The organism is Agromyces sp. NPDC058104, from assembly GCF_042884835.1.
GTDB lineage: Bacteria > Actinomycetota > Actinomycetes > Actinomycetales > Microbacteriaceae > Agromyces.
Genome location: NZ_JBHVTD010000003.1, coordinates 571,572 through 591,109, shown reverse-complemented (window position 1 = coordinate 591,109; position 19,538 = coordinate 571,572). Strand labels below are relative to the sequence as shown.

Sequence of the window (19,538 nt, the reverse complement as noted above, 5' to 3'; positions counted from 1 at the left end):
GGGGCGGCCCGTCGTCCCGACGCCTGTCGGTGCCGGATCGTAGGCTGGCCTCGAAGGGGGTGGGGAGATGGCGAGACTCGGCAGGTATCCGGCGGCGACGACCGTCATCGCGCACGTCAGCGACACGCACCTGCTCTCGGGCGGCGCCCCGCTCGGGGGTGCGGCCGACACGGTCGCCGCCCTCGCGCAGACCGCGGCGCAGCTCGAACGCCTCGGCTCCTCCCTCGACGCGATCGTCGTCACCGGCGACGTGGCCGACCTCGGCGAACCCGACGCGTACGTGCGCGCGCGTGCGGCGCTCGATCCGCTCGCCCGCGAGACCGGGGCGGAGCTCGTCTGGGTGATGGGCAACCACGACGAGCGCGCGGCCTTCCGGGCGGGCCTGCTCGACGAGGCGCCCGGCGGGGCGCCATCGTCCGACGAACCGGTGCACCGGGTCATCGACCTCGACGGGCTCCGGATCATCGCGCTCGACACCACGGTGCCCGGGTACCACCACGGCGAGCTCGACGCTCGCTCGCTCGACTGGCTGGCCGCCGTGCTCGCCGAGCCCGCCCCGCGCGGCACCGTCATCGCCATGCACCACGCGCCGATCGCGACGCCGCTGGCCCTGATGGACGTGCTCGAGCTCCGCGGACAGGACGGACTGGCCGAGGTCGTGCGCGGTCGCGACGTGCGGCTGTTCCTCGGCGGTCACCTCCACTACGCGACCCACGGCGCGTTCGCGGGCATCCCCGTCTCCGTCGCCGGGGCGACCGCCTACACGATGGACCTCTCGGCGCCGCCCCGCGAGCTCGTCGGCATCGACGGCGGGCGCTCCTTCTCGCTCGTCCACCTCTTCGAGGACGCCTTCGCGGCCTCGGTCGTGCCGGTCGGCCCGTTCGACGTCGTCACGAGCTTCGGCGAGGCGTACCTCGCCGAACTCGAGGCGATGACCCCGGCCGAACGACTCGAGCGCTTCTCGCGCAAGCCGCCGCCGTGACCTCGCCGCTCGACGTCGTCGTCGACGACTACCTCGCGCACGTGCGCACCGAGCGCGGCTACTCCGAGCACACGGTCGCCGCCTACCGGTCCGATCTCGCCGACCTCCTCCGCTTCGCAGAGGAGCACGGCGTCGCGGAGGCGGGCGAGATCGACCTCCCGGTCCTGCGCGACTGGCTCTGGGCGGCGACCGAGCGCGGGCTGGCCAGGGCCACGATCGCGCGCCGCGCCGCCTCCGCGCGCGGCTTCACGGCATGGATGACCCGCCGCGGCCTCGTGCCGATCGACCACGGTGCGCGACTGCGCGCCCCCAGAGCCCAGCGCGCGCTGCCGCGCGTCGTCGCGGCGCCCGCGCTCGACGAGGCGCTCGCCCGCCTCGAGGCGAGGGCCGTCGCGACGGACGACCCGATCGACGTCCGCGACGTCGCGATCGTCGAGCTCCTCTACGCCTCGGCGCTCCGCGTCTCCGAGCTCGTCGGCATCGACGTCCGCGACGTCGATCGGCGGCGCCGTACCGTCCGGGTGGTCGGCAAGGGGTCGAAGGAGCGGGTCGTGCCGTACGGCGCACCCGCGGCGCGCGCCCTCGACCGGTATCTCGAGCTCGGCCGCCCGGCGATCCTCGAGCGGGCGAGGAAGGGCGACGGCACGGCCGCTCAGAGACCGGCACGCACCACCTCGAACGCCGATGCGGCCTTCCTCGGCGCGCGAGGTGCGCGCATGGGTACCCGCAGCGTCTACGCGCTCGTGGCCGGTGTTCTCGCCGAGATCCCGGGGACGGGGCCGAGCGGTCCGCACACCTTCCGCCACACCGCGGCGACGCACCTCCTCGACGGCGGTGCGGATCTCAGGGCGGTGCAGGAGTTCCTGGGCCACGCGAGCCTCGGCACCACGCAGATCTACACTCACGTCTCGGCGGAGCGGCTGAAGGAGAGCTACCGCACCGCGCACCCGCGAGCCTGACGCGCGCCTCGCGCGTCAGGCCGACGGCAGCAGCACCGCACGCGGAAGGCCACCGAGGAACCGGAACGGCGAGACGTACTCGCCGTCGACCCTGACGCCGAAGTGCACGCAGTCGCCCTCGCAGTGGCCGCCCCGGGCGGCGGTACCGATCGCCGCGCCGGCCGCGAGCTCGTCTCCGGTCGCGACGGCGGGGTCGACGGGCTCGATCGCGCTCACGATCCCGCCGCCGTGGTCGATCGAGACCACCCCGCGGCCGGCGACCATGCCGGCGTAGCGCACGACGCCCGACTCGGCGGCCACGAGCGGCGCCCCCGGTTCGATCTCGAGGTCGATGCCGCGATGTCCGGAGGCGTACGGCGTCGGCGGGGCGCGGAACGGGGAGACCACGCGGATGGGGGCGGGCACCGGCCAGACCCACTGCGTCGTCGTCGCCCGCTCGGACTCGGCGGGCGTCGCGGCGGGCGCGAGTCCGAGCGCGAGCGCAACGGGCGGCGAGACGGCGGCGAACGCGACGGCGACCGCGAGGGCGAGCGTCGTGGATGCGAGCGTGGAGGCGAGAACGCGGCGCCGTCGCCGCACTGCTGGGGGCGGGAGAAGGGTCATGGCCACGATCCTGCGGCGGCTCCGAGGCATCAGCCCGTTCGGCCCCCGAGCACCGGGAGCGCGGCGGCGGGCGCGCGGTTGGGGAGGAGGAGTGCCGATGGTAGAGTGTCAAGAGCGCCTCGCCCGTCGAGGTGACTACGCGTGCCCATTCGGCGACCGACTCCATTCAGTCCGACCCCTGAGAAATCAGGGCGACGGCGGAGCCGTGCCGGGCACCAGGGCTCCCGGCCGCCGGCCGGTTGCGACAACTGAGAACAGAAGGAGAACGGCTCATGGCCGTCGTCACCATTCGCCAGCTGCTCGACAGCGGCGTGCACTTCGGGCACCAGACCCGCCGTTGGAACCCGAAGATGAAGCGCTTCATCTTCACCGAGCGTTCCGGCATCTACATCATCGACCTGCAGCAGTCGCTCGCCTTCATCGACAAGGCGTACGACTTCGTCCGCGAGACGGTCGCCCACGGCGGCACGATCCTCTTCGTCGGCACGAAGAAGCAGGCCCAGGAGTCCATCGCCGAGCAGGCGACCCGCGTCGGCCAGCCCTACGTCAACCAGCGCTGGCTGGGCGGCCTCCTCACCAACTTCCAGACGGTCTCCAAGCGCCTCGCGCGCATGAAGGAGCTCGAGGAGCTCGACTTCGAGGGCACCACGAGCGGCTTCACCAAGAAGGAGCTCCTCATCAAGAAGCGCGAGCTCGACAAGCTGCACAAGTCGCTCGGCGGCATCCGCAACCTGTCGAAGACCCCCTCGGCGCTCTGGGTGGTCGACACCAAGAAGGAGCACCTCGCGATCGACGAGGCCAAGAAGCTCGGCATCCCCGTCATCGGCATCCTCGACACCAACTGCGACCCCGACGAGGTCCAGTACCCGATCCCGGGCAACGACGACGCGATCCGCTCGGTGAGCCTGCTCACCCGCATCATCGCCGACGCCGCGGCCGAGGGCCTCATCGAGCGCCACCAGAAGCCCGAAGAGGCCGGCAACGTCTCGGCCGTCGAGCCGCTCGCCGAGTGGGAGCAGGAGCTCCTCCAGCAGAGCGCCGCGACCGAGAAGACCGCCGAGACCGAGGCCGAGGCCAAGGTCGAGGCCGCCGAGGTCGTCGACGAGGCAGCGACCGAGGTCGCCGCGACCGAGTCGGCCGCCGACGCCGAGGCCGCAGAGGCCGCCGCCACTCCCGCCGAATAAGTCCCCGAAGGAGACAGCCAGACATGGCAATCAGCATCGCTGACATCAAGACCCTGCGCGAGCAGCTCGGCACGGGCATGGTCGACACCAAGAAGGCGCTCGAGGAGGCCGACGGCGACCTCGAGAAGGCCACCGAGATCCTGCGTCTCAAGGGTGCCAAGGGCAACGCGAAGCGCGCCGACCGCTCGACCACCGAGGGTCTCGTCGCCGCCAAGCAGTCGCCGGCCGGCTACACGATGATCCAGCTCGCCTGCGAGACCGACTTCGTCGCGAAGAACGACAAGTTCGTCGCGCTCGCCGAGAAGGTGCTCGACGCGGTCGCCGCCGCCGGTGCCACCGACGTGCAGGCCGCCCTCGCGGCGCCCGTCGACGGCAAGACCGTCGGCGAGGTCATCGACGAGCAGGCCGCGACCCTCGGCGAGAAGGTCGAGCTCGCGAAGGCCGTCACCCTCTCGGGCGACGAGTTCGCGGTCTACCTGCACAAGACCTCGAAGGACCTGCCGCCGCAGATCGGCGTGGTCGTCGCCTACACGGGCGCCGACGCCGAGACCGCTCGCGCCGTCGCGCAGCACATCGCGATGTTCGACCCGCAGTACCTCACGCGTGAGGACGTGCCGGCCGAGCTCGTCGAGAAGGAGCGCGACATCGTCACCGAGATCAGCCGCAACGAGGGCAAGCCCGAGGCGATGCTGGAGAAGATCGTCGACGGCCGTCTCACCGGCTTCTTCAAGCAGATCGTGCTGCTCGAGCAGGGCTACGCCCGCGACGACAAGCAGCAGGTCAAGAAGGTGCTGGAGGACGCCGGTCTCACCGTGACCGGGTTCGCCCGCTTCAAGGCCACGGCGTAACACCCTGGTGAGGGAGTCCGGATCGTTCAGTCGATCCGGACTCCCTTTTCCATGCGCGGATGCTTCCGCGCCGACGTCATCCCGACGGCGGCGCGCCGCGCGCGACTCGCCCGGCACTGTGCCCGGGCGCGGCGAAGCACTAGTTTTGACACGGGTACCGGAAGGACGGCGGGGATGACGGAACGCAAGCGCAGAGTGATGCTGAAGCTCTCAGGAGAGGCATTCGGCGGGGGAGCGCTCGGGGTCAACCCCGATGTCGTGAGCGCCCTCGCCCGCGAGATCGCGGACGCGGCCAAGACGGTCGAGGTCGCGATCGTGGTCGGCGGCGGCAACTTCTTCCGCGGCGCGGAGCTCAGCCAGCGCGGCATGGACCGCGGCCGGGCCGACTACATGGGCATGCTCGGCACCGTGATGAACTCCCTCGCGCTCCAGGACTTCCTCGAGCAGGCGGGCGCCGAGACGCGCGTGCAGTCCGCGATCTCGATGACCCAGGTCGCCGAGCCCTACATCCCGCGTCGCGCCGAACGGCACCTCGAGAAGGGACGCGTCGTGATCTTCGGCGCCGGCGCCGGCCTCCCGTACTTCTCGACCGACACGGTCGCGGCGCAGCGCGCGCTCGAGATCGACGCCGAGGTCGTGCTCGTCGCGAAGAACGGCGTCGACGGCGTGTACTCCGACGACCCGCGCACCAACCCCGAGGCGACGAAGATCGACCGGATCAGCTACCAGGAGGCGCTGCAGCGCGGCCTCAAGGTCGTCGACTCGACCGCCTTCAGCCTCTGCATGGACAACGGCATGCCGATGCAGGTGTTCGGCATGACCCCCGCCGGCAACGTGACCGCTGCGATCCTCGGCGCCGACCTCGGCACCGTCGTGAGCAACGGCGTGGAGCCGACCAGTCGATAGACTGGCCCGAGTAGCGAACCGTAAGGAGTTCCCGTGATCGCGGATGTACTTTCCGATGCCACCACCCGCATGCAGAAGGCGGTCGAGGTCGCCAAGGACGACTTCGCGACCGTCCGCACGGGGCGGGCGAACCCGCAGCTCTTCCAGAAGATCATGGTGAGCTACTACGGCACCCCGACGCCGCTCTCGCAGCTCGCGTCGCTGCAGAACCCCGAGGCGCGCACGCTCGTCGTCACCCCGTACGACAAGGGCGCGATGAAGGACATCGAGCAGGCCATCCGCGACATGCCGAACCTCGGGGCGAACCCGACGAACGACGGCAACCTCATCCGCGTGACGCTGCCCGAGCTCACCGAGGAGCGCCGCAAGGAGTTCGTCAAGATCGTGCGCTCGAAGGGCGAGGACGCGAAGGTCTCCGTGCGGAACATCCGCCGCAAGGCGAAGGACGACCTCGACGCGCTGAAGGGCGAGGTCGGCGATGACGAGGTGGCGCGCGGCGAGAAGGAGCTCGAGCAGATCACGAAGTCGAACGTCGACGCGATCGACGAGGCGCTCAAGCGCAAGGAAGCCGAACTCCTCGAGGTCTGAGGGAGCGAGATGACAGGCGTCCCAGAAGAGGGCAAGTCGGACGCCGGGGGGCATGAACGGACCGCGCGTGGCGAGTTCCGCGCCCAGGTGAACGCACGCAAGGCCGGCCTCGAGCGTCAGTTCGAGGCATCCAAGGCGCAGTTCGACGAGGCCCAGGAGAAGATCAACGCGCGGACCGGTCGCAACCTGCTCGTGGCGATCCTGATCGGCCTCGTGTTCGGCGGGGCCGTGCTGCTGAGCCTCCTCGTCGTCAAGGAGCTCTTCATGCTCCTCGCCGTCGTGATCGCCGGCTTCGCGAGCTACGAGCTCGCGCAGGCGCTGCGCAAGGCCGAGTACCGCGTCCCGCGCATCCCGACGGTCGTCGTGGCGGTCGCCGCGGTGCCGGTGGCGTACTACGGCGGAGCGGGCGGCCAGCTGATCGCCGTGCTCGGCGGCATCGCGATCGTCACGGCCTGGCGCCTCGTCGAGCAGACGCTGCCGTCTCGTCGCACCGACGGGCGCGGCCTCGTGCGCGATCTCGCCGCCGGCGCCTTCGTGCAGGGCTACGTGACGTTCCTGGCGACCTTCGCCGTGGTGCTCACGGCGGCCGACGGGGGCGAGCTGTGGACGCTCGCGTTCATCATCGCGGCCGTCGCCGCCGACACCGGCGCGTACGCGTTCGGGCTCATGTTCGGCAAGCACAAGATGGCGCCGGTGATCAGCCCGAAGAAGACGTGGGAGGGCTTCGCGGGCGGCGCGGCGACCAGCATCGTCGCCGGCCTGCTGATCTCGCTCCTCCTGCTCGGCAACACCTGGTGGTTCGGGCTGCTGTTCGGCGCGGCGATCTTCCTCACCGCGACGCTCGGCGACCTCGTCGAGTCGCTCATCAAGCGCGACATCGGCATCAAGGACATGAGCTCGTGGCTGCCCGGGCACGGTGGATTCCTCGATCGCCTGGACTCGATCCTCCCGTCCGCCGCGGTCGCGTTCGTGGCGTTCCGGATCTTCGGCTGAGCGTGCGCGATACTGGTGCGGTGGATCCGACCTTCCCGCTCGCCCGAAAGCCCCGCCTCGGCTACAACACCGCACAGGTCGAGGCGTTCCTGCAGCGTGCTCGACGCGCGTACGACGGCGCCGCGCTGCCCGACGACGAGCCGCTGACGAGCGAGCAGATCCGGCTCACGGCGTTCGCGATGCAGAAGCGCGGCTACTCGACGGATCACGTCGATGCCGCGCTTGCGCGCCTCGAGGACGCCTTCGCCGCGCAGGAGCGCCAGGTCGCCGCCAGGTTGCACGGCGACGAGGCATGGCTGCGCGAGGCCAGGATGACGGCCCAGGTCGTCTCCAACCGCCTCGCGCGCCCGGAGGGCGAGCGGTTCGAGCGGATGAACCCGCTCGTGCTCGGGTACAGCGTGCGCGAGGTCGACCGCTTCACCGATCGCCTCACGCGCTACTTCCGCGACGGGTGGCCGATCTCCGTCGAGGACGTCCGCTCGGTGGTCTTCGCGACCCAACGCGGCGGCTATCGCGAGGCGCAGGTCGACCTCGTGCTCGACGCCGTCGTCGACGTGATGCTCGCCGTCCGATGACGTGCCGCGTCGCGGTCGACGTGCCCGCCCGCGCTCCGATACACTCGACGAATCGTGGGTAGACACAATGGATCAGACGCGGCCGTGCAGCAGGCGCCGGTGACGAGGAGTCGACCCACCAGGGGTCCGGTCAAGCAGGCCGCTTCGGTGCTCTTCGCCTTCTTCGCCGCGTCGGGCCTCGTGCTCGTCAACATCGTCGACCCGTACTCGGGCGCGACCGCCTCCGCCGAGTTCGCGTTCGACGGCGATCGCTTCGGAGGCGAGGCCGCGCAGTCGGTCGCCGCGGGCACCGGCTACGAGGTCACGCTCGGCGGCCCCGAGAACTACGTCGTCGAGGAGAAGCCCGAGGTCGTCGTCGTGCCCGCCTCCTCCGGCGAGGGCTGGGCGCCGCCCGCGGTGACGCCCGACCCCGGTTCGGCCCAGGCCTATGCCGCGGGCGCGGTGGCCGCACGCGGGTGGGGCACGGGCGAGTTCGACTGCCTCGTCGCACTCTGGAACAAGGAGTCCGGCTGGAACGTGAACGCCTACAACGCCGGCAGCGGCGCGTACGGCATCCCGCAGGCGCTCCCCGGCTCCAAGATGGCCACCGCGGGCGCCGACTGGGAGACCAACGCCGGGACGCAGATCGAGTGGGGCCTCGGGTACATCTCGGGTCGCTACGGCACCCCTTGCGGCGCGTGGGGTCATTCCGAGTCCGTCGGCTGGTACTGAGCCCGACGAGGGCGGAGGGCGGCTCGCGTCGCCCTAGACTTGACGGCATGGCGCGTTCGAACCGATCCCGGGGCCGCGCTGCTCGCGCACGCGAAGGGCATCCCGACCTCGACGTCGAGCGACTCACGGCCGGCTGGCGGCGCACCGAGGTGCACGCCGGCCGCGAGTGGAACGTCCAGCCCGTCTCGGAGGCGCAGGCGCTGAAGGCGTACCTCTGCCCCGGCTGCGGACTCGAGGTAGCGCCGGGCGTCGCGCACCTCGTCGCCTGGCGCGCCGACGGCGTCCTCGGCGACGCCGCCGACCTCGCGGGGCGGCGGCACTGGCACACGCACTGTTGGAGGTTGGGCGCACGGTGAGCGGAACAGACGAGTCGATCGAGATCCGGGCCGGTGTCGAGCTGCCCGCTCGCCGTGAGGAGATCGAGCTGCGGACGAGCGACGGACTGCGCCTCGTCGGCGAGCTCGCGCTGCCGGCCGAGCGCGACCCGGTCGCGACGCTGGTCACGCTGCATCCGCTGCCGACCGCGGGCGGCTTCATGGACTCGCACATCCTCCGGAAGGCCGCGGCGAGGCTGCCGGCGCTCGCCGACCTCGCCGTGCTGCGCTTCAACACCCGGGGCACCGCATCGCCGCGCGGAACGAGCGAGGGCGCGTTCGGCGAGGGCCTGGCCGAGCGGGCCGACGTGGCCGCGGCGATGGCGTTCGTGGCCGAGCGGGGGCTGCCGCATCCCTGGCTCGTCGGCTGGTCGTTCGGCACCGAGCTCGCACTCAAGTACGGGCTCGACCACGGCATCGACGGGGCGATCCTGCTCTCACCGCCGCTGCATCGCACGAGCGACGCCGAGCTCGCGAGATGGCGCGACGCGTCGCCGGCTCTCGTGGCCCTGATCCCCGAGCACGACGACTACCTGAGGCCCGCCGAGGCCGCCGAGCGGTTCGCGGGGCTTCCTCGCCTGCGGCGCATCGACGTCGCGGGAGGCCGCCACCTGTGGGTGGGGGAGTCCCAGACCCGGCGGGTGCTCGACGAGATCGTGTCCGCGGTGAATCCCGCTGCGGCGCCGCTGCCCGACCACTGGCCGGTGCGCGCCGGGGCCGCGAGCGAGTGACCTAGCGCTCGTTCTGCCGCGGGATCACGACCTGCTTGATGATCAGCAGGAACGCGGCCGCGACCGGGATCGCGACGAGCGCACCGAGGATGCCGCCGAGCGCGCCGCCCGCGAGTGCGGCGATGACGACGAGGGCGCCCGGGACCTTGACCGCGCGGTTCATGATGCGCGGGCTCAGCACGTACGCCTCGACCTGCATGTAGATCACGTAGTAGATCGCCGCGGCGAGGGCGGTGAGCGGCGAGCCGATGGTCGGGATGAGGCAGACGAGCACGATGATCACCGAGCCCGTCAGGGTGCCGACGAGGGGGATGAGCGAGAACATGAAGGCGAGGAACGCCAGCACCGCTGTGAACGGCGCGCCGATGATCGACAGGTAGATGAAGCTCAGCGCGCCGTTGACGGCCGCGAGCGAGACCTGCCCGAGCACGAAGCGCCCGACCGACTGGGTGATCTGCTCGGTGAGATCGGCGAATCGGGCGCGCTTCGACGCGGGCACCAGCTGGTAGGTCGCCCGCTTCATCGTGTTGAGCGAGGCGGTGAAGTAGAGCATCAGGATGAAGACGATGATGACCGCGAACACGCCGGTGCCGATCGCCACGGCGACCTGCAGCACGCCGCCCGCGAGCTCCGAGAGCTTGTCGGGGTTCGTGAAGAAGTCGGTGAGCGCCGCCGTCACCTGGTCGGCGATCTCCTCGACCTTGAGCAGCGGGAACTGCTCCTGGAGGAACTCGAGCCAGTCCTGGGAGCTGACCTGCTGGACGATCCGGGGGATCTCGTCGATGAAGTCGCTCACCTGCTCGACGATGGTCGGCACGACCGCGAGCACGAGCGCGGCGAAGATGAGCCCGACCCCGCTCATCACGATGAGGATGGCGGCCCAACGCGGAAGCCCTCGGCGCTCGAGCCAGCTGATCGCCGGATCGAGGCCGAGGGCCAGGAAGAGTGCTGCTCCGATGTAGGTGATGATCGCCGACAGGCTGACGATCGACGCCAGGATGAAGAGCCCGACGCCGACCCCCAGCGTGCCGACGAGGCCGATGCGGAACGCGTTCTGGATCTTCACGGGAAACGCGCTCCTTCGGGCCGGTCTACTTCGATTCGGCGGCGATCTGCTCTGCCTGAGTCAGGACGCCGCGCAGGCTCTCGAAGTAGCCGGCGACCGCGTCGCGCTCGATCCTAATCTGCGAGAGGCGGTCCTCCGCGTCCGCCACGAGGGCGCGCGTGCGCTCTTCGGCGTCGGCGATCAGCTTGCGGGCCTGGTCGTGCGCGGCGGCGACGCGCTCGCGCGCCTCCTCGTCGGCCTTGTCGCGGACGCCCGCGATCTCGGCGCGGACCTCGGTCTCGAGCCGCTCGGCCTCGGCGCGGCTCGCGGCGGTGCGGGCGACGGCCTCGGCCAGCTCGGCGTTCGCGTCCTCGAGGAACTGCTGCGTCTGGGCGACGGCCTCCTGGTGCGCGGTGAGGCGCTCCTGCTCGGACTCGTCGCGCTTCGCGGTGAGCTCGGACTCGAGGTCCAGGTGCGCCTTCTCGATCTCACGACGCATCCGGTTCACCTCGTGCGTCGTCTTCTTGCGCATCGCGGTCAGCTGGTTGTCGAGGTCGATGCGCGACTGCTCGGACTCGGCGTCGAAGTCGGCCCGGGCCTGCTCCTGCTCGAGGGCGAGGTCGGCGCGCATCTGGTCGAGGTCGGCGGCGTGCTTGGCCCGGATGCGGTCGAGCTCGTGCTGGAGCTTGAGGCGCGCGGCCTCGGCCTCGCGCTCGAGGTCGACCTTGGCCTGCTCGCGCTGCTCGGCGAGCTCGGCACGGCTGCCGGCGAGTTCGCGGTCGAGGTCGGTGCGCGCCTGCTCGAGCTCGTGCACGAGGGCGGCACGGCGCTCGGTGATCTCGGCCTCGATGTCGGCGCGGGCCTCGGCGGACTCGCGCTCGAGGTCGAGCTTGGACTGCTCGGTCTCGCGGGCGAGGTCGATGCGGGCCTGCTCGGTCTCCTTCGCGAGCTCGGCGCGGGCGCGGTCGAGCTCGATGGCGACCTCCGCGCGGGTCTGCTCGGTCTCCTGCGTGAGGCCCGCGGCGGTGGCGCGCGCCTCGCTCGCCTCGGTGTTCGCGGCGACGAGGATCTCGGAGGACTTCCGCTCGGCGGCCGACACGAGCGCAGCGGACTCGCGCTTCGCGGTGGTGCGCAGCTCGGCGGTCTCGGTGGCGACGGCGCCCCGGATCGCGGCGGCGTCGCGAGCGGCGTCCTGGCGCAGCTGCTCGCTCGTCTCGTGGGCGCGGGCGACCATGTCGTCGGCCTCGACGCGGGCGTTCTCGAGCACGCGGTTCGCCTGGGCGCGCGCCTCGGTGAGCGTGCGCTCGGCGAGCTCGTGGGCGTCGGAGCGCATGAGGTGCGCCTCGTCCTCGGCGGCCCGGCGGAGCTTCTCGGCGTCGATGTCGGCCTGCGCGATGAGGCGGGTGGACTGCTCCTCGGCGACGCGCAGCGTGTTCTCGAGCTTGGTGCCGAGACCCGAGAAGGTCGGGCTGCCGACCTCTTCGAGCTCCGCGGTGAGCTCTTCGATGCGCGCGAGCAGGCGCTTGTTCTCCTTCGCCGAGTCGGACGACTGGTTGTTCGCGGTGATGATGTCGCGACGAAGGCCGTTGATGGCCTTGTCGACCTCGTCCTTGTCGTATCCGCGGAACACCTGTGTGAACTCGGTCTCTTCGACGGCCATGCTTCCTCCGGGTCGTGTCCCGCGTTTGTGGGGGCTCATGCGGGAATCGTTCCGATTGTACGGGGCTTCGGGAGGCCTCGGGGTCCGCTCGTTGCCAGCGTTCGGTGAGGCGACTCACAGACTCAGCCGGTAGTGTGGAATGTCTTTGTCGGATGCCGCCACGCGCGGCTTTGGAGGTTGTTCGTGCGCTTCGCCCTCGCAATCGTGGCCTTCGTCGCCGCGGCCGTGATGATCGGGCTCGGCATCGCCCAACGCACGGTGTTCATGGAACCCGATCGGGTCTCGATGTCGGCGGAGTCCGACGGCGAGAGCGCGTTCCTCGTGATCGGTCCCGACGCGCTGGCCGCGAACCCGGGCAAGCAGGAGATCTCGGTGACGGGCGACGGGCCCGTCTTCATCTCCTACGGCCGCACGACCGACATCGAGGCGTGGCTCGGCGAGATCCCCTACGTGTCCGTGGGCTACGACCCCGAGGAGAAGGCGCTCGTGACCGAGACGGTCGCCGCCGCGCCGAGCGACGACCCGACGGCCGAGACCCCGGCCGAGACGCCCGCAACCTCCGCGCCGACCGCGACCCCGGCGCCGACGGCGACCGGGACGCCGGCTGCCACCGAGGCCGCACCCGACCCCGAGGCGCTCGCGGCGGCGACCCCCGTCGGCTCCGACCTCTGGCTCGACGAGTTCACCGGAGAGCGCTTCGTGACCACGACCATCGACGTCCCCGAGGGCATCTCCGTGCTCGTCGCGTCCGACGGGCTGTCCCCGGCCCCCGCCCGCGTGTCGCTCGACTGGCCCACCGACACCGTGACGCCGTGGGCCGGCCCGCTGATCGTCGGCGGCGCGCTCGTCTTCCTCGTGGGGCTCGCGCTGCTCGCGTCGGGGTTCATCCGGCACAAGCGATCGCGCGGCCCGCGACGCAACCTGCCGAAGGGCCCGCGCGGCCGGCTCCCGAGCGCACCGAAGCCGACCCGCAACCAGGTCGCCGGCGGCGGCCGCCGTGCCATCGGGCGCGCCAAGCGGGTCGCGATCGTGCCCGCCCTGCTCGTGCCCGCCCTCGCTCTCTCCGCATGCTCGGCCGACTACTGGCCGAGCTTCGACGGCGCGGGCGCCCCGGCGACGACCGCGCCGGCGACGCCGCCCGCCTCCGGCGACGCCGAGGCCGAGGCCGAGGTCGATCCCGAGGCGCCGACGGTCGAACCGGCGGTGACTGTGCCTCAGATGGAGCGGATCATGCGCCGCCTCGCGGTCTTCACGAGCGACGTCGACGAGTCCCGCGGGACGGAGGCCATCGCCGAGCGGTTCGTCGGTCCGCCCCTCCAGGCGCGCGTCGCCAACTACACCATCCGGGGCACGCTTCCCGATCACCCGCTTCCGCCGGCGATCCCAGCCTCCCCGGTGACGCTCACCCTTCCGCAGCAGTCCACGGGCTGGCCGCGCACGGTGCTCACGATCGCGAAGAACGCCGACGACGAGACGATCGCGCCGACGGCGCTCGTGCTCGTGCAGGAGACCCCCCGCGAGAACTACCGGGTCATCTCCCAGACCGCGCTCGTGCCCGACACCGACGTGCCCGAGGTCGCCCCCGCCTCGATCGGCGCCCCGCCGATCTCGCCCGAGTACAAGGGCCTCGTGATGCCCACGGGCCAGGTCGCCGCGGCCTACGCCGACATCCTGCAGAACGGCGCCGAGAGCGCCTTCGCCCCGATGTTCGCCCTCGACGACTCCGATCTCGACGAGGCGCTCAACGCCGCGACCCGCAAGAAGGCGGCGGAGACCGAGAACCCGACGGCGACCCTGACCGTGTCGACGGCCGCGGGCTCGATGGCGCCGATCTCGTTCGGCACGATCGACGCCGGCGCGATCGTCGCGGTCGACGTGCTCCGCGGCGAGAAGAGCGTGCCCAACGACGGCGGCACCACCGGCTTCCAGGAGGGCGGCAGCGCCGCGGCGCTCTCTGGCTTCACCGAGCAGAGCGCCAAGGGCGTCTCGCGGGCGAGCGGCATCCAGCTGCTCTTCTACGTGCCTGGCGTGAGTGCGGGCGAGAACGCGCAGATCCAACTCCTCGGCTGGTCCGAGAACCTCATCCGAGCAGCGGAGGTCAAGTGACGAACCCGATTCCTCCCTCAGGGGCGGCCCTCCGCGGCGCCGTCGACCTGTCGTCGCTCGTGCAGCGTCAGCAGTCGGCCGCAGCCCCCACCGGAGCGCACGCGCCGTCGTCGGCCGACCGGATCGTGGTCGAGACCGACGACGCGGGCTTCGGCGCCGTCCTCGAACTCTCGCGCACGGTGCCCGTGGTCGTGGCGCTGTGGGCCTCGTGGAGCGAGCCGTCGCAGGCGCTCCTCGGAGCCCTCGAACGGCTGGTGCGAGCCCGCGACGGCCGGCTGGTCCTCGCCGCGGCCGACGCCGACCGCAGCCCGCAGCTCGTGCAGGCGTTCCAGGCGCAGGCGATCCCGACGGTCGTCGCGCTCGTCGCGGGGCAGCCGGTGCCGCTCTTCGCGGGCGAGCAGCCCGACGACGTCATCTCGCAGCTCTTCGACCAGCTGCTCGACCTCGGGTCGCAGCACGGCGTGTCGGGTCGGGTCGAGCCCGCCGACGGCGAGACCGAGCCCGCGGCCGAGCCGGTGGAGGCGCCGCTGCCCCCGCTCCACCAGGAGGCGTACGACGCGATCGAGCGTCGCGACTACGACGCGGCCGCGTCGGCGTACCGTACCGCCATCGCACAGGACCCTCGTGACGCCCTGGCGGTCGCCGGCCTGGCCCAGGTGAACCTCCTCGGCCGGCTGGCCGGCAAGACCCTCGACGAGATCCGCCAGGCGGCAGCCGGCGCGCCCGACGACCTCGCCGCGCAGCTCGACGTCGTCGACCTCGACGTCTCGGGCGGTCATGTCGACGATGCGTTCGACCGGCTGCTCACGATGTTCCCGTCGCTCGACGCCGACGGGCAGAAGCTCGTGCGGGAACGGCTCGTGGAGCTGTTCGAGGTCGTCGGCACGGAGGACGCCCGCGTGGCGGCCGCCCGTCGCCGGCTCGCGAGCCTGCTCTACTGAGGCCACGACCCGCGATGCGATGACGGCGGTGCCGTGGGGCACCGCCGTCCGTCGTCACTCGAGCTCGAACCAGACCGCGCCGAGCGGCGGCAGGGTGAAGCTCGCCGAGGCGGGGCGCCCGGCCCACGGCACCGGTTGGGTGTCGACGCCGCCGAGGTTGCCGGCGCCCGAGCCGCCGAACTCCGCGGCATCCGAGTTCAGCACCTCGCGCCACCGACCGGTGAACGGCAGGCCCAGCCGGAAGCCCTCGTGGGGGCGCCCGGCGAAGTTCACGACGCAGAGCAGCGGGCGTCGCTCCCGGTCGAAGCGGAGGAAGGCGAGCACGTTCTCGGCCGCGGCGCCGCCCTCGACCCATTCGAAGCCGGCCGCGTCGTCGTCGAGCTGCCACAGTGCCGCCGTGTCGCGATAGCGGCGGTTCAGCGCGCCGACGAACTCGGCGAGCTGCCGATGGCTCGGCTGGTCGAGGATCCACCAGTCGAGCCCGCGCTCCTCGCTCCACTCGCTGAGCTGCCCGAACTCCTGGCCCATGAACAGCAGCTGCTTGCCGGGGTGCGCCCACATGAACGCGAGGTAGGCCCGTACGTTGGCGAGCTGCTGCCAGTGATCGCCGGGCATCTTCCGCACGAGCGAACCCTTGCCGTGCACGACCTCGTCGTGCGAGATCGGCAGGATGAAGTGCTCGCTGAAGGCGTAGAGGAACGAGAAGGTCAGCTCGTGGTGGTGGTGCGATCGGTGCATCGGGTCGCGACGGACGTACTCGAGCGAGTCGTGCATCCAGCCCATGTTCCACTTGTAGCCGAAGCCGAGTCCGCCCGACGAGGTCGGCGAGGTGACGCCCGGCCACGACGTCGACTCCTCGGCGATCATCACGATGCCGGGATTGCGCTTGTACGCGGTCGCGGTGGCCTCCTGGAGGAAGGCGATCGCCTCGAGGTGCTCGCGGCCGCCGTGCACGTTCGGCAGCCATTCGCCGTCGGCGCGCGAGTAGTCGAGGTAGAGCATGGATGCCACCGCGTCGACGCGGAGCCCGTCGACGTGCATCTCCTCCAGCCAGAACAGGGCGTTCGCGACGAGGAAGTTGCGCACGCGGGGGTTGCCGTAGTCGAAGACGAGCGTGCCCCAGTCCTGCTGCTCGCCGCGCCGGGGGTCGGCGTGCTCGTAGAGGGGTTCGCCGTCGAAGCGGGCGAGCGCCCACTCGTCCTTCGGGAAGTGCCCGGGCACCCAGTCCATGATCACGCCGATGCCGGCGCGGTGCAGGCGGTCGATGAGGTGCTTGAGGTCGTCGGGGGAGCCGAACCGGCTGGTCGCGGCGTAGTAGCCGGTCACCTGGTAGCCCCACGACCCGCCGAAGGGATGCTCCGCGAGGGGCATGAACTCGACGTGCGTGTAGCCCAGCCAGTCGAGGTACTCGATGAGCTCGTCGGCGATCTCGCGGTAGCCCCTGCCCGGCCGCCACGATCCGAGGTGCAGCTCGTAGATCGACATGGGGCGTTCGTGCGCGTTCGTCGCGGCGCGATGCGACAGCCAGTCGGCGTCGCCCCACTCGTAGGTGCTGACGTCGACGACCGAGGCCGTCGCCGGCGCCTGCTCGGCGCGCCGGGCCATGGGGTCGGCCTTCATGATCCAGTCGCCGGCGCCCGTGAGGAGCTCGAACTTGTAGCGCGCGCCCGGCTCGAGCTCGGGAATGAAGAGTTCCCAGACGCCGCTCGCGCCCATGCTGCGCATCGCGTGCCCGGCGCCGTCCCAGCGGTTGAAGTCGCCGACGACCCGCACGGCGCGGGCGCGCGGCGCCCAGACCGTGAACGCGGTCCCGCTGATCGAGCCCGAGACGCCCCAGTGCTCGCGGTGGGCCGCGCCGAGCGCTCGCCAGAGCTCCTCGTGACGGCCCTCGCCGATCAGGTGGAGGTCGAGCTCGCCGATGGTCGGGGCGAAGCGGTACGGGTCGTCCGCGAGCCACTCCTCGCCGTCGGCGTATCGGGCGCGGATCAGGTAGTCGCTCGGACCGAACGCCCCGGCTCCCGCCCAGATGCCATGGCCGACGTGCTCGAGCGCCAGGACCTCGCCCCCCGCGAGGACCGCGTCGACCGAGTCGGCGAGGGGGCGGCGGGTGCGGATCGCGGTGAACGGCCCGGGCTCGCCCCCGCGCGCGAAGCCGTGCTGACCGAGGACCGAGTGGGGGTCGGCGTGCCGCCCCTCGGCCACGGCGGCGAGGAGCTCGTCGGCGACGGCGGGCGCGGTGATCGGTTCAGGCATCCGAGGTCCTTCTCACGTGGAGGATGTGCGCGGGTCTGGTGAAGGCGTCGAGCCGCACGTAGTTGGAGGCGCCCCACGTCCAGGTGGCGCCCGTGACGAGGTCGTCGACCTCGAAGGCCGCGCCGTCGTCGAGCCCGATCGCCGTGAGATCGAGGTGCACCGTGGTCTCGCGGACCGAGTGCGGATCGACGTTCGCGACGACGATGACGGTGTCGTCGACGCCGTCGGGCGTGAATCGTCCGTCGAGGTGCTTCGAGTACACCAGCACCGAGTCGTCGTCGCTCGCGTGGAACCGCAGGTTGCGGAGCTGGCCGAGCGCGGGATGCTCGTCGCGGATGCGGTTCAGGATGCCGAGGTAGAGCGCGAGCGAGCGGCCGGCGGCCTCGGCGGCGGCGAAGTCGCGGGGCTTGTACTCGTACTTCTCGTTGTCGATCGCCTCCTCGGCGCCGGGGCGCGCGACCGACTCGAACAGCTCGAACCCCGAGTAGACGCCCCACAGGGGCGCCGCGGTCGCCGCGATCGTCGCCCGCACGGTGAAGGCGGCCGGGCCGCCGAACTGCAGGTACTCGGTGAGGATGTCGGGGGTGTTCACGAACAGGTTCGGGCGCATGAAGTCGGCCGTCTCCTGCGAGACGGAGGTGAGGAACTCCTCGAGCTCCTCCTTCGTGTTGCGCCACGTGAAGTACGAGTACGACTGCTGGAACCCGGCCATCGCGAGCGCCTGCATCATCGCGGGACGGGTGAACGCCTCGGCGAGGAACACGACCCCGGGGTCCTCGGCGTTGACCGCCGCGATCAGCCGCTCCCAGAAGACGAGCGGCTTCGTGTGCGGGTTGTCGACGCGGAAGATGCGCACCCCCTGCTTCATCCAGTGGCGGACGATGCGCAGGACCTCGTCGAAGATGCCCTGCGGGTCGTCGTCGAAGTTCACCGGGTAGATGTCCTGGTACTTCTTCGGCGGGTTCTCCGCGTAGCGGATGGTGCCGTCGGGCAGCTGCGTGAACCAGTCGGGGTGCTCGGCCACCCACGGGTGGTCGGGCGAGGCCTGCAGTGCGAGGTCGAGCGCGATCTCGATGCCGAGCCCGTTCGCGCGGCGCACGAACGCGCGGAAGTCGGCGAGGGTGCCGAGGTCGGGATGCACGGCGTCGTGGCCGCCCGCGCTGCCGTCCTTCATCGGTCCGCCGATCGCCCACGGCGAGCCGGGGTCGCCCGGGCCCGGGGTCAGCGTGTTGTTCGGGCCCTTGCGGTTCGTCACGCCGATGGGGTGGATCGGCGGCAGGTAGACGACGTCGAACCCCATCGCGGCGACCGCGTCGAGACGTTGCTGCGCCGAGCGGAAGGTGCCCGACTTCCAGGAGCCGTCCTTCAGGCGGCGGGCGCCCTCCGAGCGGGGGAAGAACTCGTACCAGGCGCCGACCCCGGCGCGCCGGCGCTCGACCACGATCGCGTGCTCGGCCGAGTCGCTCGAGAGCCGCGCGAGCGGGCGGGCGTCGAACTCGGCGAGCAGCGGGTCGTCGACGAGCGGCCGGCGGTCGGCGACGGATGCCCCGGGGTCGCGCAGGCGCCCGGCGAGCGCCGCGAGCCGGGCGCGCACGGCCTTCGGCCGTACGGTCTCGGCGGCGGCGCGGTCGAGGAGCCGCGCGCCGATCTCGAACATCAGGAGGGCGTCGACGCCCGCGTCGATCTTCACGGCGGCGTCGTGACGCCAGGTCGCGATCTCGTCGTCGAAGCCCGTCACGTGCCAGTGCCACTCGCCGAGCTCGTCGAGCCGCACGAGCGCCTCCCACCGATCGGTGCCGGGCGCCATCGGCGCCATCCGCTCGCGCCGCACCGCACCCGATGGGGAGGTGAGGACGAGCATCGCCCCGACGCGATCGTGGCCCTCGCGGAACACCGTCGCCCGGAACGGCACCACCTCGCCGTCGAACGCCTTCGGACGCCAGCGGGGATCGGGCACGGCCGGGGTGATCCGGGTCACGGGGATGCGGCCGGCGAGAGGGGAAGCGATGCTCACGTTCCGACCGTAGCGCGTCGCCCGGCGATTGAACCCCGCAGCACGCTGTTCACACGTTCGACACG

Annotated in this window: 18 protein-coding genes; 13 read left to right on the top strand and 5 right to left on the bottom strand. The window is 71.6% G+C overall.

From position 1 onward, the window contains the following. Positions 1-67 precede the first annotated feature (67 nt). On the top strand, positions 68-982 hold the full coding sequence (locus ACFVTH_RS16650; protein WP_387093239.1) for a metallophosphoesterase: 915 nt from the start codon (positions 68-70) through the stop codon (positions 980-982). Next, positions 979-1,941: a tyrosine-type recombinase/integrase gene (locus ACFVTH_RS16645; RefSeq protein ID WP_387093236.1), complete on the top strand. Its 963-nt coding sequence runs from the start codon at positions 979-981 to the stop codon at positions 1,939-1,941. Before ACFVTH_RS16650 ends, ACFVTH_RS16645 begins: the two co-directional genes overlap by 4 nt. Positions 1,942-1,956: 15 nt before the next feature. On the opposite strand, the gene ACFVTH_RS16640 is transcribed toward ACFVTH_RS16645, so the two are convergent. Then, a complete protein-coding gene (locus ACFVTH_RS16640) occupies positions 1,957-2,544 on the bottom strand; it encodes a M23 family metallopeptidase (protein WP_387093233.1) in 588 nt (195 codons plus the stop codon). A gap of 272 nt (positions 2,545-2,816) precedes the next feature. On the opposite strand from ACFVTH_RS16640, the gene rpsB reads away from it, so the two are divergent. The 9 genes from rpsB (at position 2,817) to ACFVTH_RS16595 (ending at position 9,454) form a co-directional block, all read left to right on the top strand. After that, positions 2,817-3,728, top strand: coding sequence for a 30S ribosomal protein S2 (rpsB, locus tag ACFVTH_RS16635; protein ID WP_386940810.1), 912 nt, complete (start codon positions 2,817-2,819; stop codon positions 3,726-3,728). A gap of 23 nt (positions 3,729-3,751) precedes the next feature. Beyond that, the gene (gene tsf, locus ACFVTH_RS16630; protein ID WP_387093230.1) at positions 3,752-4,576 is read left to right on the top strand and encodes a translation elongation factor Ts; all 825 of its coding nucleotides are present in this window, start codon (positions 3,752-3,754) and stop codon (positions 4,574-4,576) included. A gap of 174 nt (positions 4,577-4,750) precedes the next feature. Further along, a complete protein-coding gene (gene pyrH, locus ACFVTH_RS16625) occupies positions 4,751-5,482 on the top strand; it encodes a UMP kinase (protein WP_386940812.1) in 732 nt (243 codons plus the stop codon). Positions 5,483-5,515: 33 nt separating this feature from the next. Continuing rightward, positions 5,516-6,070 (top strand): ribosome recycling factor, encoded by a 555-nt coding sequence (gene frr / locus ACFVTH_RS16620; protein WP_386940814.1) that lies wholly within the window; start codon positions 5,516-5,518, stop codon positions 6,068-6,070. A gap of 9 nt (positions 6,071-6,079) precedes the next feature. Then, positions 6,080-7,063: a phosphatidate cytidylyltransferase gene (locus tag ACFVTH_RS16615; protein WP_387093227.1), complete on the top strand. Its 984-nt coding sequence runs from the start codon at positions 6,080-6,082 to the stop codon at positions 7,061-7,063. Positions 7,064-7,083: 20 nt separating this feature from the next. Then, positions 7,084-7,638 carry a DivIVA domain-containing protein gene (locus ACFVTH_RS16610; RefSeq protein WP_386940818.1) on the top strand — a complete coding sequence of 185 codons (555 nt, stop codon included), beginning with the start codon at positions 7,084-7,086 and terminating at the stop codon, positions 7,636-7,638. A gap of 99 nt (positions 7,639-7,737) precedes the next feature. Further along, on the top strand, positions 7,738-8,349 hold the full coding sequence (locus ACFVTH_RS16605) for a lytic transglycosylase domain-containing protein (RefSeq protein WP_386940819.1): 612 nt from the start codon (positions 7,738-7,740) through the stop codon (positions 8,347-8,349). Positions 8,350-8,396: 47 nt separating this feature from the next. Continuing rightward, positions 8,397-8,705: a hypothetical protein gene (locus ACFVTH_RS16600; RefSeq protein WP_386940821.1), complete on the top strand. Its 309-nt coding sequence runs from the start codon at positions 8,397-8,399 to the stop codon at positions 8,703-8,705. A 17-nt stretch (positions 8,706-8,722) separates the two neighbouring features. Then, positions 8,723-9,454 (top strand): alpha/beta hydrolase, encoded by a 732-nt coding sequence (locus tag ACFVTH_RS16595; protein WP_387093673.1) that lies wholly within the window; start codon positions 8,723-8,725, stop codon positions 9,452-9,454. 1 nt (position 9,455) lies between these two features. Here ACFVTH_RS16595 and ACFVTH_RS16590 read toward each other — a convergent pair whose 3' ends face one another. Then, positions 9,456-10,520 carry an AI-2E family transporter gene (locus tag ACFVTH_RS16590; RefSeq protein WP_386940823.1) on the bottom strand — a complete coding sequence of 355 codons (1,065 nt, stop codon included), beginning with the start codon at positions 10,518-10,520 and terminating at the stop codon, positions 9,456-9,458. 25 nt (positions 10,521-10,545) lie between these two features. Next, positions 10,546-12,159 carry a DivIVA domain-containing protein gene (locus tag ACFVTH_RS16585; protein WP_387093224.1) on the bottom strand — a complete coding sequence of 538 codons (1,614 nt, stop codon included), beginning with the start codon at positions 12,157-12,159 and terminating at the stop codon, positions 10,546-10,548. A 183-nt stretch (positions 12,160-12,342) separates the two neighbouring features. On the opposite strand from ACFVTH_RS16585, the gene ACFVTH_RS16580 reads away from it, so the two are divergent. Both ACFVTH_RS16580 and ACFVTH_RS16575 read left to right on the top strand, forming a co-directional pair. Continuing rightward, positions 12,343-14,265, top strand: coding sequence for a hypothetical protein (locus tag ACFVTH_RS16580; protein WP_387093222.1), 1,923 nt, complete (start codon positions 12,343-12,345; stop codon positions 14,263-14,265). Next, positions 14,262-15,206, top strand: coding sequence for a tetratricopeptide repeat protein (locus ACFVTH_RS16575; RefSeq protein WP_387093219.1), 945 nt, complete (start codon positions 14,262-14,264; stop codon positions 15,204-15,206). Before ACFVTH_RS16580 ends, ACFVTH_RS16575 begins: the two co-directional genes overlap by 4 nt. A 54-nt stretch (positions 15,207-15,260) precedes the next feature. Here the strand turns inward: ACFVTH_RS16575 and glgB are convergent, their stop codons facing one another. Together glgB and ACFVTH_RS16565 are read right to left on the bottom strand one after the other, a co-directional pair. Then, a complete protein-coding gene (gene glgB / locus ACFVTH_RS16570; RefSeq protein ID WP_387093216.1) occupies positions 15,261-17,459 on the bottom strand; it encodes a 1,4-alpha-glucan branching protein GlgB in 2,199 nt (732 codons plus the stop codon). Continuing rightward, the gene (locus tag ACFVTH_RS16565) at positions 17,452-19,473 is read right to left on the bottom strand and encodes an alpha-1,4-glucan--maltose-1-phosphate maltosyltransferase (protein ID WP_387093213.1); all 2,022 of its coding nucleotides are present in this window, start codon (positions 19,471-19,473) and stop codon (positions 17,452-17,454) included. Before ACFVTH_RS16565 ends, glgB begins: the two co-directional genes overlap by 8 nt. Positions 19,474-19,538: the final 65 nt, after the last annotated feature.

Excerpts from the sequence above, each read along its gene's own strand:
- ACFVTH_RS16640 (WP_387093233.1), bottom strand. The coding sequence starts at position 2,544 with ATGACCCTTCTCCCGCCCCCAGCAGTGCGGCGACGGCGCCGCGTTCTC.
- glgB (WP_387093216.1), bottom strand. The coding sequence starts at position 17,459 with ATGCCTGAACCGATCACCGCGCCCGCCGTCGCCGACGAGCTCCTCGCC.
- ACFVTH_RS16600 (WP_386940821.1), top strand. The coding sequence starts at position 8,397 with ATGGCGCGTTCGAACCGATCCCGGGGCCGCGCTGCTCGCGCACGCGAA.
- rpsB (WP_386940810.1), top strand. The coding sequence starts at position 2,817 with ATGGCCGTCGTCACCATTCGCCAGCTGCTCGACAGCGGCGTGCACTTC.
- ACFVTH_RS16650 (WP_387093239.1), top strand. The coding sequence starts at position 68 with ATGGCGAGACTCGGCAGGTATCCGGCGGCGACGACCGTCATCGCGCAC.
- ACFVTH_RS16585 (WP_387093224.1), bottom strand. The coding sequence starts at position 12,159 with ATGGCCGTCGAAGAGACCGAGTTCACACAGGTGTTCCGCGGATACGAC.
- pyrH (WP_386940812.1), top strand. The coding sequence starts at position 4,751 with ATGACGGAACGCAAGCGCAGAGTGATGCTGAAGCTCTCAGGAGAGGCA.
- ACFVTH_RS16615 (WP_387093227.1), top strand. The coding sequence starts at position 6,080 with ATGACAGGCGTCCCAGAAGAGGGCAAGTCGGACGCCGGGGGGCATGAA.
- tsf (WP_387093230.1), top strand. The coding sequence starts at position 3,752 with ATGGCAATCAGCATCGCTGACATCAAGACCCTGCGCGAGCAGCTCGGC.